Consider the following 12,425-nt stretch of genomic DNA (forward strand, 5'->3'; position numbering starts at 1 on the left):
TCGCCCGCCGCCATGACCCTCCCGACGCTTGCCGCTCACCCCGCTCCATCCGCCGCCGAGACGCTCGCCGCGCTGCCCGATCCGGCGCCGTCGCCGCTGCTCGGCACCGCCGAACTGCGCGCGATCGAAACCTGGGCTGCCGCCGCGCTGCCGCCGCACACGCTGATGCAGCGCGCGGGCGACGCCGCCGCGCGCTGGCTCGCGATGCGGCTGGCCGATGATCGGCGCCCCGTGTGGTTCGCCGCCGGCCCCGGCAACAACGGCGGCGACGCGCTCGTCGCGGCCGCGCAGCTGCAGCGGCTCGGCATCGAGACGGAAGTCTGCATGCCGGTCGACGTCCGGCCGGACGACGCGCGCTGGGCGCTCGAACGCGCGCGCGCAGCGGGCGTGCCGATCGCAGCCGAACCGCCGGCGTCGTTCGACGGCTATAGCTGGCTGGTCGACGGTCTGTTCGGCCTCGGCCTCGCCCGCCCGCTCGACGGCGCATTCGCGGCGCTGGCCGACCGGCTCGCGGCGCGCGCGCGACGCGACGGCCGCGTGCTGGCGCTCGACCTGCCGAGCGGCCTCGACAGCGACAGCGGCGCGCGCGTCGGCGCCGGCCCCGCCGTGACGGCTACCCACACGCTATCGTTCATCGCCGCGAAACCCGGCCTCTACATGGGAGAAGGCCGCGATCTCGCCGGCGAGATCGCCGTCGCGGCGCTGGAGCTCGAACCGCCCTCGGCGCCCGCCGTCCGCCTCAACGAGCCGTCGCTGTTCGCGCACGCGCTGCCGTCGCGCGCATTCGCGTCGCACAAGGGCACCTACGGCAGCGTCGCGATCGTCGGCGGCGACACCGGCATGTGCGGCGCGCCGATCCTCGCCGCCCGCGCCGCGCTGCACGCGGGCGCGGGCAAGGTGCATGTCGGCTTCGTCGGCGCCGGCGCACCGCCGTACGACCCCCCTTATCCCGAGTTGATGCTGCATCCCGCCGACGCGCTGCCCATCGAATCGCTGACCGCGCTCGCGATCGGCTGCGGGCTGGGCGCCGGCGTGCCGTCGGTCCGCGCGCTGCGCACCGCGTTGGCGTTCGACGGCGCGAAACTGATCGATGCCGATGCGCTGAACCTGATCGCGGCGACCCCTGAGCTGGCCGACGCGCTGGCCGCCTGCGGCGCGCGCGGCGATCCGGCCATTCTCACGCCGCATCCGCTCGAGGCCGCGCGCCTCCTCGGCACCGACACCGCGACGGTGCAGCGCGACCGCCTCGCGGCAGCCCGCGCGCTCGCCGCGCGCTTCGGCGCGGTCGTGGTACTGAAAGGGTCCGGCACCGTGATCGTCTCCCCCGACGGCCGCACGGCCATCAATCCGACCGGCAGCGCGGCGCTCGCCACCGGCGGCACCGGGGACGTGCTGGGCGGCCTGATCGGCGCGTTCGCCGCGCAGCGAATGCCGCGCTACGAAGCGGCGCTGGCGGGCGTGTACCTGCACGGTCTCGCCGCCGATTACCTGGTCGCGACCGGCGCCGGCCCCGCCGGGCTCGCCGCCGGCGAACTCGCGCCCGCGGTGCGCCTGCTGCTCAACCGCCGGTTTTACGCGCGCGCAGCGGCGGCGGCACCGCTATACTGACTGGCCCGCCGCCATGGCGGTCGTGCCCGCCCGCCGGCGCCGCTCCGGCCGCCGGTGCGGTACTCTTCCGATTCACGCTGCTTCGCCACCATCGCTATGACGCTGAATTCGCTCCCCGCTTGGCCCGCTCTGCAATCGCACTACGAAGAGATTCGCGACGCGCATCTGCGCGACTGGTTCGCGCCCGGCAATGACCCCGCTCCCACACGCGCCGAACGCTTCACGTTCTCGGGCGGCGGGCTTGCCGCCGATTTCTCGAAGAACCGCATCACCGACGCGACGCTGCGCCTGCTGGCCCAGCTCGCGCGCGAAGCAGGCGTCGAGGCGCGCCGCGACGCCATGTTCGCCGGCGAGATCGTCAATCCGACCGAAGGCCGCGCGGCATTGCATACCGCGCTGCGCGCCCCTTCGCCCGATGCGCCGTTCCACGCGCAGATCGCGGCGGAACGCGCGAAGATGGCCCGGTTCGCCGATGCGGTGCGCGACGGCGCGTGGACGGGCTACACCGGCAAACGGATCCGCCACATCGTGAACATCGGTATCGGCGGGTCGGATCTCGGGCCGAAGATGGTCGTGCATGCACTGCACCACCTCGCGACGCCCGGGATTTCCAGCCATTTCGTGTCGAACATCGACGGTGCCGATCTGGCCCGCGTGCTCGAGCAGATCGATGCCGAAGAAACGCTCGCGATCATCGTGTCGAAAACCTTCACGACGCTCGAGACGATGACCAACGCGCGCTCGCTGCGCGACTGGTTCGTCGCGCAAGGCTGCCCGGAGGGCGCACTCGCGAAACACTTCGTCGGCGTATCCGCGAATCCGGCCGAGGTCGTGAAGTTCGGCATCGCCGAGCAGAACGTGTTCGAAATGTGGGATTGGGTCGGCGGCCGCTACTCGCTGTGGTCCGCCGTCGGACTGTCGATCATGATCGCGATCGGCCCGCATCAGTTCGACGAACTGCTGGCCGGCGCGCACGAGATGGACGAGCACTTCAGGCACGCACCGCTCGAACGGAACCTGCCGGTACTGCTCGGGATGATCGGCGTCTGGTATCGCAACTTCTTCGGCTCGCAGAGCTATCTGGTCGCACCGTATTCGGAGGCGCTGCACTTCCTGCCGTCATACCTGCAACAGCTCGAGATGGAGAGCAACGGCAAGTCGGCGCGGCTCGACGGCGCCTTCGTCGACTACCCGACCGCCGCCGTCACCTGGGGCGAGCCGGGCACGAACGGCCAGCACGCCTTCTTCCAGATGCTGCACCAGGGCCCGACGATCGTGCCGATCGATTTCATCGCGGTGCTGACGCCCGAGCATGCCCTCGCCAGCCATCATCCGAAGCTGCTCGCGAACTGCTTCGCGCAGAGCGAGGCGTTGATGCTCGGCCGCACGCTCGACGAAGCGCGCAAGATCGCCGGTCCCGACCGGCCGGATCTCGCGCCGCATCTCACCTTCCCCGGCAACCGCCCGACCACCACGCTGCTGGTCGACGCGCTCACCGCCCGCTCGCTCGGCGCGCTGATCGCGCTGTACGAGCACAAGGTGCTGGTGCAGGCCGCGGTGTGGGACATCAATCCGTTCGACCAATGGGGCGTCGAGCTGGGCAAGATTCTCGGCAAGGTCGTCGAGGCCGATCTGACGGCCGCGCGGACCGATCCGGCGAAGCACGATTCGTCGACCTCGGCGCTGATCGCGCGCGCGCGCTCGGCGCTCGAGCGCTAAACGGCGGGGGAAGGGACAAGGGGCGTGGGCGAGGCACCGCCGCGCCCTTTTTGACGGCTGCCTGAACGGTTCAGGTGCCGCTGCGCTGCTGCGCGGGCGTGTCGACCAGGCGTCCGGCGTCGAGCGTCACGGTGCTCTGGCAGCGGCGCGCCAGTTCGACGTCGTGCGTGACGAGGACCAGCGTGGCGCCCTGCGCGCGGTTGAGTTCGAACATCAGATCGATCACCGCGTGGCCCGTCGCCGCGTCGAGGCTGCCGGTCGGTTCGTCGGCGAACAGAACCGCCGGGTGCGTGACGAACGCGCGGGCCAGCGCCACGCGCTGCTGTTCGCCGCCCGACAGCAGTTTCGGGTAGTGGCCGGTGCGCGCACCGAGTCCGACCTGCTCGAGCAGCGCGCGCGCGCGCTCCGCCGCCTCGCGCGCGCCGATGCCGCCTTGCAGTTCGAGCGGCAGCATCACGTTTTCGAGCGCGGTGAGATGCGGCATCAGTTGGAACGACTGGAACACGAAGCCCACCGCGCCGTTGCGCAGCGCCGCGCGTTCGTCCTCGCCGAGCTGACCGAGATCCTGGCCCAACAGGCGAACCGTGCCGCCCGTCGCGCTGTCCAATCCGGCGAGCAGCCCGAGCAGCGTCGACTTACCCGATCCGGAAGCCCCGACGATCGCGACGCTGCTGCCGGAGCGGACCGTCAGGTCGATGCCGTCGAGAATCGTCAGTTCGCCGGCCGCGTCGGCCACGCGCTTGGACACATTCCGTACTTCGATGATCGGATCGTTAATCTTGAGCATGAAAAAAACACTTCACTGGAAAACCGGCGCGACCGTCGCCGCATGGATCGGATGGGCCGTCGTCACGGCGAGCGGCGCCCAGGCGGCCACCGGCCAGCCGGCGGCCGGCGCGCCGGTGATCGTCGTACTGGGCGACAGTTTGTCGGCCGAGTACGGCCTGCCGCGCGATACCGGTTGGGTGGCGTTGATGCGTCAGCGCCTCGCGGCGCAACGAATCGATTATAGCGTCGCGAATGCAAGCATCAGCGGCGACACCACGAGCGGCGGCCGGGCCCGCCTTCCCGCCGTGCTCGCCCGCCTGAAACCGAGCGTCGTGATCGTCGAGCTGGGCGCGAACGATGCGCTGCGCGGCGTGCCGCTCGCGACCACCGAGAACAATCTGCGCGACATCGTCGCGCAAGCCCGCGAGGCGCGCGCGAAAGTACTGCTGGTCGGCATGTACGTGCCACCCAACTACGGCCCGGATTACACGCAAAAGTTTCATCGCGTGTACAGCACCCTGTCGACGGATCTGCGCGTGCCGCTGGTGCCGTTCCTGCTCGCCGGCATCGAGAACAAACCCGAGCTGTTCCAGGCCGATCAGATCCATCCGTCGCAGCGGGCGCAGGGCCTGCTACTCGACAACGTGTGGCCGACGCTCAAGCCGCTGCTGCAGACGACGACGCGCTAACCCGGCTCGGCGGCAGGCGCTCCTGAAACGACACAGCCCCGCTCGAAGGCGGGGCTGTGTCGTTCAGTGCGCTGCGCGGCCCGGATCGGACGCGATCAGTTGCCGTCTTGCGAGTTGTCGGCCGTCGAGCCGTACAGTTTCACCTTCGAACGGTCGCGCAGCGCCGCGAGGAACGCTTCCGTTTCGCTCTGCGCGTACACCTGCGCCAGTTGCTGCTGCGCGGCCGCGAGACGCTGCGCATCGACCGGCGCGGCCGGCACCAGTGCATTCACGCGGAAGATCGCGTAGCCCGTATCGCCCAGATCGACACCGACATAGGCCGGCAGCGATTTCGGATCGACCTTGTAGATGGCGCTCACTGCCGCGGGCGGCAAGCCATGCGCCTGGGTGCGCGAGATCTTGTCGGCCGGCGTGAAGCCCGCCGTCGATTTCGACTTCTGCAGTTCGGCGAGCTTCGCCGTGCCGTCCTGCTTCGCCAGCAAGGCGGCCTGCTCGGCGACGACCTTCTGGCGCACCGCATCCTTGAGCGCATCGAGCACGGGCACGGTCGCCGGCTTGTAGGTGGTCACGCGCGCGGCGATCAGCGTGTTGTTGCCGACGTCGATCGCCTGCGTGTTGTTGCCGTTCTTCACCGAGTCGCTCGCGAACACCGCGGCGAGGAACTTCGCATTGTTGAGCGGGCTATCCGGCGGCAGCGCGGCGCTCGGCCGCGGTGCGACAGTCGCGGTCTGGATCGTCAGCTTGTACTTGTCGGCGGCCGGCTGCAGGCTCTTCGCCTTTTCGTAGACCATCGACGTGAAGGCATCTGAGTTGTCCGCGAATGCCTTCGCGGCGAACTGCTGCTTCAGGTCGGTCGCGATCGAATCCTTCACGTCGGCCAGCGGCTTCTCGATCGCCGGCTTCACTTCGGTCGCCTTCAGGATGTGGAACCCGAGGTCCGATTCGACGACGCCGCTCACTTCGCCCTGCTTCAGCGCGAACGCCGCGTTGTCGAACGCCGGGCCACCCGCCGTCGACCCGCGCGTGATGAAGCCGAGATCGCCGCCCTTCGCGGCCGACGGGGCGTCCTGCGAATCCTTCGCGGCCAGCTGCGCGAACTGGTCCGGGTGTGCGTTGACGTCGGCCAGCACCTGCTGGGCCTTCGTTTTCGCGGCGGCCTTGTCGGCGGCGCTGGCGTCCTTCGCGGCCGCGAAGAAGATGTGGCTCACGCGCACCTGCGCTTCGGTGCGGAAGCGCGCCTGGTTGTCGTCGTAGTACTTCTTGACGTCCGCATCGGTCGGCTGCGCCGACGCGGCCGCGACAGCCGGCGAATAGACCAGGTACTGGATCGTCGCCGTCTCGGGCGTCGCGAACGCCTGCTTGTGCGCATCGTAATACGCGCTGATCTGCGCATCGGTCGGCTGCACCTTCGCCGCGTAGTCGCTCGTCTTGAGCATCAGTCCCTGCACTTCGCGCTGCTGCTCGGCCAGCTCGGTCAGATGCTGCGCGAGGCTCTTCGGCGTGAACGCGGTCGCGACGATGCTGTTCGGCACCTGCTGCAGCGCGAGGTTGTAGCGTACGCGCTCCTGGTACTGGTCGGGCGTCATACCCTGCATCGCCAGCAGTTGCGTGTAGCGCTCGCCGTCGAACGAACCGTCGGGCTTCTTCAGGGAACCGATGATCGGATCGCTCAACAGCGTCTGGCGGACTTCGCCGTCCGATGCGGTCAGGTGCAGACGGCGCGTTTCGTCAGCGAGCGCGCGCTGCTGGATCAGGCTGTCGAGCAGTTGCTGGCGACGCTCCGGCGTATCGAACGACTTCGCGTCGAACTGGGCGCCCAGCACTTGGCGCGCCTGGTCGACCTGCTGACGCAGCGCCCCGTCGAACTCGGCCCGGGTGATCTTGTGCCCGTTGACCTCCGCGACATTCGTACTTTCGTCGAAGAAACCACGGAAACCTTGAATGCCGACGATCCCAAGCCCCGGCAACACGATCAGGAGCAGGAGGAACATCATCAGACGCTGGTGATTGCGGAAGAAATCGAGCATGCGTGGCGGGTGAGATGGACAAAACGCCCGATATTACAACAGCGGGCAAGAAAAAAGGCGAACCGGAGTTCGCCTTTCGAAATGTTGGCGGAGCGGACGGGACTCGAACCCGCGACCCCCGGCGTGACAGGCCGGTATTCTAACCAACTGAACTACCGCTCCTTGATGCTGCCTGGCCGATCGCGAAACTGGTGGGTGCTGAGAGGCTCGAACTCCCGACCTACGCCTTGTAAGGGCGCCGCTCTACCAACTGAGCTAAGCACCCGCTCCGGATCTGCCGCCTGCTTGATTGAGTATTGCGACCCCTCATGCAGCTAGCCCGCTAGTTTAGCGCATCCTTCAGGGCTTTGCCAGGCTTAAATTTCGGGATCTTTGCCGCCTTGATCTTGATCGTCGCGCCGGTGCGCGGATTGCGGCCGTTGCGGGCGAGGCGCCTGCCCACCGCGAACGTACCGAAGCCCACCAGCGTCACCGTGCCGCCCTGCTCCAGCGTGCGCTTGACACCGCCGATCAGCGCATCGAGCGCACGCCCGGCCGACGCCTTCGACAGGTCCGCCTGTTGGGCGATATGGTCGATCAAATCCGTCTTGTTCATTCGCAGCCCCCGCAAGGTTGTTGGGTCATCGCAGCCGCGTGCCGCGTGTTGACGCACGCGCGCCTTCACGCCCGACCGCCCGGCCAGGCTCAGTCATTAGAAAAAGCCGAAACTGCGGTGTCAAGACAGAGCGTATCCCGATACGCGCGCCCCAATGAAAAAGCCCACGGCGAACGCCGTGGGCTTTGCAGGACCCGGATGCCGGCCCCATGCGGGCCGCGCAATCAGTGCTTGACGAACTCCGTCGAGCCCGCGTCCTTCGACGCTTCCGCGACCGGCGCCGCGGCCTTCGCCTCTTCTTCCGGCAGCGCGGCCGGCAACCGTTCGAGCGCGAGTTCGAGCACCTTGTCGATCCAGCGGACCGGCACGATCTCGATCGCATTCTTCACGTTGTCCGGAATCTCCGCGAGATCCTTCACGTTCTCTTCCGGGATCAGCACGAGCTTGATGCCGCCGCGATGCGCCGCCAGCAGTTTCTCCTTCAGCCCGCCGATCGGCAGCACTTCGCCGCGCAGCGTGATTTCACCCGTCATCGCGACATCGGCACGCACCGGGATCCCAGTCAGCACCGACACCAGCGCGGTCGTCATCGCGATACCGGCGGACGGACCGTCCTTCGGCGTCGCGCCTTCCGGCACGTGGATGTGGATGTCCTGCTTCTCGAACGCCTCATCCTTGACGCCAAGCCGGCGCGAACGCGAGCGCACCACCGAGCGCGCCGCTTCGACGGATTCCTTCATCACGTCGCCGAGCGAACCCGTGCGGATCACGTTGCCCTTGCCGGGCATCACGGCCGCCTCGATCGTCAACAGATCGCCGCCGACCTCCGTCCATGCGAGACCGGTGACCTGGCCAACCTGGTTTTCCTTCGCGGCCAGACCGAAGTCGTACTTGCGCACGCCGAGGAAGGTATCGAGATTGCTGCCGTCGACCTTGATCGCGCCCGAAGCCTTCTTCAGCAGCAGCATCTTCACGACCTTGCGGCAGATCTTCGACACTTCCCGCTCGAGCGAACGCACGCCGGCTTCACGCGTGTAGTAGCGGATGATGTCGCGGATCGCCTGCTCGGCGACCTCGATCTCGCCTTCCTTCAGGCCGTTGTTCTTCTTCTGCTTCGGCAGCAGGTAACGCTGCGCGATGCTGACCTTCTCGTCTTCCGTGTAGCCGGACAGGCGGATCACTTCCATCCGGTCGAGCAGCGGCGGCGGGATGTTGAGCGAATTCGACGTCGCGACGAACATCACGTCCGACAGGTCGAAATCGACCTCGACGTAGTGATCGGCGAACGTGTGGTTCTGCTCCGGATCGAGCACTTCGAGCAGCGCCGACGACGGATCGCCGCGGAAATCCATGCCCATCTTGTCGACTTCGTCGAGCAGGAACAACGGATTGCGCACGCCGACCTTCGACAGGCTCTGCAGGATCTTGCCCGGCATGGAGCCGATGTAGGTCCGGCGGTGGCCGCGGATTTCCGCCTCGTCACGCACGCCGCCGAGCGCCATCCGGACGAACTTGCGGTTCGTCGCGCGAGCGATCGACTGGCCGAGCGAGGTCTTGCCGACGCCGGGAGGCCCGACGAGGCAGAGGATCGGCGCTTTCACCTTGTCCACGCGCTGTTGCACCGCGAGATACTCGAGAATGCGTTCCTTCACCTTCTCGAGGCCGTAATGATCCTCGTCGAGCACCTGCTCGGCGTTCGACAGATCATTGTTGACCTTGCTCTTCTTGCGCCACGGCAGCGCGATCAGCGTGTCGATGTAGTTGCGCACGACGGTCGCCTCGGCCGACATCGGCGACATCAGCTTGAGCTTCTTCAGCTCCGCGTCGGCCTTCTTCTTGGCTTCCTTCGGCATGCGCGCGGCGTTGATGCGCTTCTCGAGTTCCTCGAGATCCGCCCCTTCCTCGCCCTCGCCCAGCTCCTTCTGGATCGCCTTGACCTGTTCGTTCAGGTAATACTCGCGCTGACTCTTCTCCATCTGGCGCTTCACGCGCCCGCGGATGCGCTTCTCGACCTGCAGGATGTCGATCTCGGCCTCGAGCTGCGCGAGCAGATGCTCGAGACGCTCGATCACGGGGAACATCTCGAGGATGTGCTGCTTCTGGTCGAGCTTGAGCGGCAGGTGCGCGGCGATCGTATCCGCCAGGCGGCCGGCCTCGTCGATGCCCGACAGCGAAGTCAGAATTTCCGGCGGGATCTTCTTGTTGAGCTTCACGTACTGATCGAACTGCGACACGATCGCGCGACGCAGCGCTTCGGTTTCGGCGCTGTCGGCGTGGTCGGGTTCGAGCGGCATGACTTCGCACGAGAACTGGGTCTCCTGCTCTTCGATCGACAGCGCCTGCGCGCGCTGCAGCCCCTCGACCAGCACCTTCACGGTGCCGTCGGGCAGCTTCAGCATCTGCAGGATGTTGGCGATACAGCCGACCTCGTACATGTCCTTTTCGGTCGGCTCATCCTTGGCCGCGGTTTTCTGGGCGACCAGCATGATGTGCTTGCCGCCTTCCATCGCGACTTCGAGGGCCTTGATCGATTTCGGCCGGCCCACGAAGAGCGGGATCACCATATGCGGGAAAACGACGACATCCCGCAGCGGCAGCAGCGGGAGCGTAATGCGTTCCGGCGGAAGAAGTTGGGTGCCTGACATTTCATTTCCCCATGAGTGGAATCAATTGTTCGGTAATTGAGGCCGGTACAGCGGATTGCAAGCCTTCGGCGCGTGGGAAATATTCAGTAAAAAAGTTACCGTGGCGGTTCGAGTCAGAGTTACCCACAAGATAAACGAAAAAAAGCCGCTCACGACGCCATGAACGGCTTTTTTGCTCACACCATCCTAAAGCCGATCAATTCGAACCCGCCACTTTGGGCGTGTCCTCATAGATCAATAACGGTTTGCCGTCTCCGTCGATGACATTGTCATCGATGATGACTTTGCTGACCCCTTTCATGGTCGGCAATTCGTACATCACGTCCAGCAGCGCCTGCTCGATGATCGAACGCAGGCCCCGCGCGCCTGTTTTGCGGCGGATCGCCTTGCGGGCGACGGCCTGCAGCGCGGCGGGGCGGATTTCCAGTTCGACCCGTTCCATCGCGAACAGCTTGTGGTACTGCTTGACGAGTGCGTTCTTCGGTTCGACGAGGATCTTCATCAGCGCCGCTTCGTCGAGCTTGCCGAGCGTCGCGACCACCGGTAGACGGCCGATCAGCTCGGGAATCAACCCGAATTTGATCAGATCTTCCGGTTCCACTTCGCGCAGCACCTCGCCCGCGTCACGCTCCTGCTTGCTCTTGACGCTCGCGCCGAAGCCGATGCCGGTCTTTTCGGTCCGGTCGGTGATGACCTTTTCCAGGCCGTCGAACGCGCCGCCGCAGATGAACAGGATATTGGTCGTGTCGACCTGGATGAAATCCTGGTTCGGATGCTTGCGGCCGCCTTGCGGCGGCACCGACGCCATCGTGCCCTCGACGAGCTTCAGCAGCGCCTGCTGCACGCCCTCGCCCGACACGTCGCGGGTGATCGACGGGTTGTCCGACTTGCGGCTGATCTTGTCGATTTCGTCGATGTAGACGATGCCGCGCTGCGCCTTCTCCACCTCATAGTTGCAGTTCTGCAGCAACTTCTGAATGATGTTCTCGACGTCCTCGCCGACATAGCCGGCTTCCGTCAGCGTGGTCGCGTCCGCGATCACGAACGGCACGTTCAGCAGGCGCGCGAGCGTCTGCGCGAGCAGCGTCTTGCCGGAACCCGTCGGGCCGATCAGCAGGATGTTGCTCTTCGACAGCTCGATGTCGTCTTTCTTGTCGAGATGCTTGAGGCGCTTGTAGTGGTTGTAGACCGCGACGGCGAGAATCTTCTTCGCCCGTTCCTGCCCGATCACGTACTGATCGAGGATGTCGCGAATCTCCTGCGGGCTCGGCAGATCGGATTTCGACAGGCTGGCTTCGACACCCGCCGCCGCCGCTTCGTCGCGAATGATCTCGTTGCACAGGTCGATGCATTCATCGCAGATGAACACGGACGGGCCCGCGATGAGTTTCTTGACCTCATGCTGGCTTTTGCCGCAAAACGAGCAATACAACAGCTTCTCGCTGCTTGAACCTTTCTTGTCCGCCATGGATGTAGAGCCTCCGGACGCGTGAGTTACATAATACGCCGTTTGCCCCCGGTGCCCTGTCGGACACCCGGGAGCCGGCTGGATGTGCTTGCCGCAGATGCTCGGGGCGTATGGGCGGCACCGCCTCTAATGGGGCGGCACCCCACTAAGTCAGGGACGCTTGGCCGATACGTGGTCGATCAGCCCGTATGCCTTGGCATCGTCGCTGGACATGAAATTATCACGATCGGTGTCGCGCGCGATGCGTTCGACATCCTGCCCCGTATGTTCGGCGAGCAGTTTGTTCAGCCGTTCCTTCAGGTACAGGATCTCGCGAGCCTGGATCTCGATGTCCGACGCCTGGCCGCGCGCGCCGCCCAGCGGCTGATGGATCATCACGCGGGCGTTCGGCAGCGCGAAGCGCTTGCCCTTCGCACCGGCCGCGAGCAGGAACGCGCCCATGCTGGCCGCGAGGCCCATGCACAGGGTGGACACGTCCGGCTTGATGAACTGCATCGTGTCGTAGATCGCCATGCCGGCCGACACTGAGCCGCCCGGGCTGTTAATGTAGAGGCTGATGTCCTTGTCGGGATTCTCGCTCTCGAGGAACAGCAGCTGGGCGACCACCAGGTTCGCGGTCTGGTCGTTCACTTCGCCGACCATGAACACGATGCGCTCTTTCAGGAGGCGCGAATAGATGTCATACGAACGCTCGCCGCGGCCGCTCGTTTCAACGACGATCGGCACCAGCCCAAGCGCTTGTGTCTCGAAATCCCGCGGTGCGTGCGAAGCCAACGTATCCAGCAATTGAGCGCGATTGATCATTCAATGAGCCTTGTCCGAGTATGTAATGAACGGAACGGAAACGAGCCGCCGACTGCCATACTACCGGCAGTCGCGCATTGATGTGAAAACGGCGTGCGAGCC

At 66.0% G+C, this 12,425-nt stretch carries 9 protein-coding genes and 2 tRNA genes; 3 read left to right on the forward strand and 8 right to left on the reverse strand.

Annotated elements, in window-relative coordinates; translation table 11 throughout:
* Positions 1–12 precede the first annotated feature (12 nt).
* Together RZR99_RS06110 and pgi are read left to right on the forward strand one after the other, a co-directional pair.
* Entirely contained in the window at positions 13–1,608 is a 1,596-nt protein-coding gene (locus RZR99_RS06110) for an NAD(P)H-hydrate dehydratase (RefSeq protein WP_323118847.1), read from the forward strand.
* A 96-nt stretch (positions 1,609–1,704) separates the two neighbouring features.
* Complete coding sequence (pgi, locus tag RZR99_RS06115) at positions 1,705–3,327, forward strand: glucose-6-phosphate isomerase (RefSeq protein WP_323118848.1); 1,623 nt, start codon at positions 1,705–1,707, stop codon at positions 3,325–3,327.
* 70 nt (positions 3,328–3,397) lie between these two features.
* Here pgi and RZR99_RS06120 read toward each other — a convergent pair whose 3' ends face one another.
* Entirely contained in the window at positions 3,398–4,114 is a 717-nt protein-coding gene (locus RZR99_RS06120; protein ID WP_323118849.1) for an ABC transporter ATP-binding protein, read from the reverse strand.
* Between RZR99_RS06120 and RZR99_RS06125 the strand changes: the two genes are divergently transcribed.
* The gene (locus RZR99_RS06125; RefSeq protein WP_407655407.1) at positions 4,113–4,784 is read left to right on the forward strand and encodes an arylesterase; all 672 of its coding nucleotides are present in this window, start codon (positions 4,113–4,115) and stop codon (positions 4,782–4,784) included. The genes RZR99_RS06120 and RZR99_RS06125 overlap by 2 nt on opposite strands.
* Before the next feature lie 95 nt (positions 4,785–4,879).
* Here RZR99_RS06125 and RZR99_RS06130 read toward each other — a convergent pair whose 3' ends face one another.
* The 7 genes from RZR99_RS06130 to clpP form a co-directional block, all read right to left on the reverse strand.
* Complete coding sequence (locus RZR99_RS06130) at positions 4,880–6,811, reverse strand: SurA N-terminal domain-containing protein (protein ID WP_323118851.1); 1,932 nt, start codon at positions 6,809–6,811, stop codon at positions 4,880–4,882.
* 85 nt (positions 6,812–6,896) lie between these two features.
* A tRNA-Asp gene (locus tag RZR99_RS06135) sits at positions 6,897–6,973 on the reverse strand.
* 27 nt (positions 6,974–7,000) lie between these two features.
* Positions 7,001–7,076: transfer RNA gene (locus RZR99_RS06140), tRNA-Val, on the reverse strand.
* Between the two features lie 57 nt (positions 7,077–7,133).
* A complete protein-coding gene (locus RZR99_RS06145) occupies positions 7,134–7,406 on the reverse strand; it encodes an HU family DNA-binding protein (RefSeq protein WP_323118852.1) in 273 nt (90 codons plus the stop codon).
* A 224-nt stretch (positions 7,407–7,630) separates the two neighbouring features.
* On the reverse strand, positions 7,631–10,051 hold the full coding sequence (lon, locus tag RZR99_RS06150; RefSeq protein ID WP_323118853.1) for an endopeptidase La: 2,421 nt from the start codon (positions 10,049–10,051) through the stop codon (positions 7,631–7,633).
* A gap of 196 nt (positions 10,052–10,247) precedes the next feature.
* The gene (gene clpX, locus RZR99_RS06155; RefSeq protein WP_323118854.1) at positions 10,248–11,519 is read right to left on the reverse strand and encodes an ATP-dependent Clp protease ATP-binding subunit ClpX; all 1,272 of its coding nucleotides are present in this window, start codon (positions 11,517–11,519) and stop codon (positions 10,248–10,250) included.
* 150 nt (positions 11,520–11,669) lie between these two features.
* A complete protein-coding gene (gene clpP / locus RZR99_RS06160) occupies positions 11,670–12,323 on the reverse strand; it encodes an ATP-dependent Clp endopeptidase proteolytic subunit ClpP (RefSeq protein WP_323118855.1) in 654 nt (217 codons plus the stop codon).
* Positions 12,324–12,425: the final 102 nt, after the last annotated feature.

The organism is Burkholderia alba (assembly GCF_034721475.1).
GTDB classification, from domain to species: domain Bacteria; phylum Pseudomonadota; class Gammaproteobacteria; order Burkholderiales; family Burkholderiaceae; genus Burkholderia; species Burkholderia alba.

Bases quoted from the DNA above. Each gene is read 5' to 3' on its own strand.
- RZR99_RS06110 (WP_323118847.1), top strand. From the start codon at position 13: ATGACCCTCCCGACGCTTGCCGCTCACCCCGCTCCATCCGCCGCCGAG.
- pgi (WP_323118848.1), top strand. From the start codon at position 1,705: ATGACGCTGAATTCGCTCCCCGCTTGGCCCGCTCTGCAATCGCACTAC.
- RZR99_RS06125 (WP_407655407.1), top strand. From the start codon at position 4,113: ATGAAAAAAACACTTCACTGGAAAACCGGCGCGACCGTCGCCGCATGG.
- RZR99_RS06120 (WP_323118849.1), bottom strand. From the start codon at position 4,114: ATGCTCAAGATTAACGATCCGATCATCGAAGTACGGAATGTGTCCAAG.
- RZR99_RS06130 (WP_323118851.1), bottom strand. From the start codon at position 6,811: ATGCTCGATTTCTTCCGCAATCACCAGCGTCTGATGATGTTCCTCCTG.
- RZR99_RS06145 (WP_323118852.1), bottom strand. From the start codon at position 7,406: ATGAACAAGACGGATTTGATCGACCATATCGCCCAACAGGCGGACCTG.
- lon (WP_323118853.1), bottom strand. From the start codon at position 10,051: ATGTCAGGCACCCAACTTCTTCCGCCGGAACGCATTACGCTCCCGCTG.
- clpX (WP_323118854.1), bottom strand. From the start codon at position 11,519: ATGGCGGACAAGAAAGGTTCAAGCAGCGAGAAGCTGTTGTATTGCTCG.
- clpP (WP_323118855.1), bottom strand. From the start codon at position 12,323: ATGATCAATCGCGCTCAATTGCTGGATACGTTGGCTTCGCACGCACCG.